The following is a 1580-nucleotide window of genomic DNA, read 5'->3' as shown; positions in this document are numbered from 1 at the left end:
TCATCGTGCTGGCGCATGGCTGGGCGGCTCTTGGGCCAAGGTCGAGATGACGTGGCATCTGATTGCGCCTATTGTTTCAAGCAATCGTTTGAATTCTGCTGAGCGAAGCCCGTCGTTCATCACGGGGTGAGAGGCAAATCTTTCGCGAAAGCCCTAAGCACATGAGTCAGTGAGGACAGTGATATGGCCAAGTATCAGGCACCACTCAAGGATGCACGCTTCATTCTCGATGAGGTGTTCGCCGCCGAGCAGGAATGGGCGGGCATGGCAGCCACCGAAGAGGTGAATGTCGAGCTGGCCGAGGCGATTCTCGAGGAAGGTGCGCGCGTGACCCAGGCCGAGCTGCTGCCGCTCAACCTGAGCGGTGACGCCGAGGGTGCGCGTTTCGAGAATGGCCACGTCACGACGCCCAAGGGCTTCAAGGAGGCCTATCGGGTGCTCGCCGAAGGCGGCTGGATGGGGCTGGGCGGCAATCCTGAATACGGTGGTCAGGGCATGCCCAAGATGCTCACCGTGGCCTTTGAAGAGATGCTCTACGCCACCAATACCAGTTTCGCGCTCTATCCGGCACTGAATGCCGGCGCCTGTCTGGCGGTGGACAGCCATGCGCCGGAGTCCGTCAAGCAGGTGTTTCTGCCGCGCATGTATGCCGGCGACTGGCTGGGCACCATGTGTCTGACCGAACCGCATTGCGGCACGGATCTTGGCCTGATTCGCACCCGTGCCGAACCCCTCGAGGGCGATGACCCGCTGCTGGGGCTGCCGCGCTATCGCCTCACCGGCACCAAGATCTGGATCACCGGCGGCGAGCACGACATGGTCGACAACATCGTGCATCTGGTGCTCGCCAAGCTGCCGGATGCGCCGCCGGGCACGCGCGGCATCTCGCTGTTTCTGGTCTCCAAGCACCTGCTTGATGCCGATGGCCAGCCGACGGCACCGAATGCGGTCAGCTGTGGCTCCATCGAACACAAGATGGGCATCAAGGGCAGCGCGACCTGCGTGATGAACTTCGACGGTGCCGAAGGCGTGCTGATCGGCGAGCCGCATCAGGGGCTGGCGGCGATGTTCACCATGATGAACTACGAGCGTCTTTCCATCGGTCTGCAGGGGCTGGGGCTGGGCGAGGTGGCCTATCAGAGCGCGATGGATTTCGCCGCCGAGCGTCTGCAGAGCCGGGCACCGACAGGCGCCAAGGCGCCCGACAAGCCGGCCGACCCGATTCTGGTGCATCCTGACGTGCGCCGCATGGCGCTTGAGGTGCGCGTCTGGAACGAGACCGGGCGCGCCTTTGCCGTCTTCGTGGGCCAGCAGCTGGACCGCGTCAAATATCACGCCGATGACGCGGTGAAGGCCGACGCGGATGCGCTGGTGCAATTCATGACGCCGATCGCCAAGGCGCTGCTGACCGACCGTGGCTTCGATGCCACCGTCATGGCGCAGCAGCTCTATGGTGGCAATGGCTACTGCGTGGAGTGGGGCGCCGAGCAGTACGTGCGCGATGCACGCATCGCGATGATCTACGAAGGCACCAACGGCATTCAGGCGATGGATCTGGTCGGGCGCAAGCTCTACCGCAA

At 63.4% G+C, this 1580-nt stretch carries 1 protein-coding gene; it reads left to right on the top strand.

Annotated elements, in window-relative coordinates:
* Positions 1-183: 183 nt before the first annotated feature.
* Positions 184-1580: acyl-CoA dehydrogenase family protein (locus AC4FAH_RS04530; protein WP_490245702.1), on the top strand; the 1397-nt coding region annotated here is incomplete at its 3' end.

The sequence above is a fragment of the Cobetia sp. genome (assembly GCF_983723665.1).
This window is presented reverse-complemented; position numbering and strand designations above follow the sequence as displayed.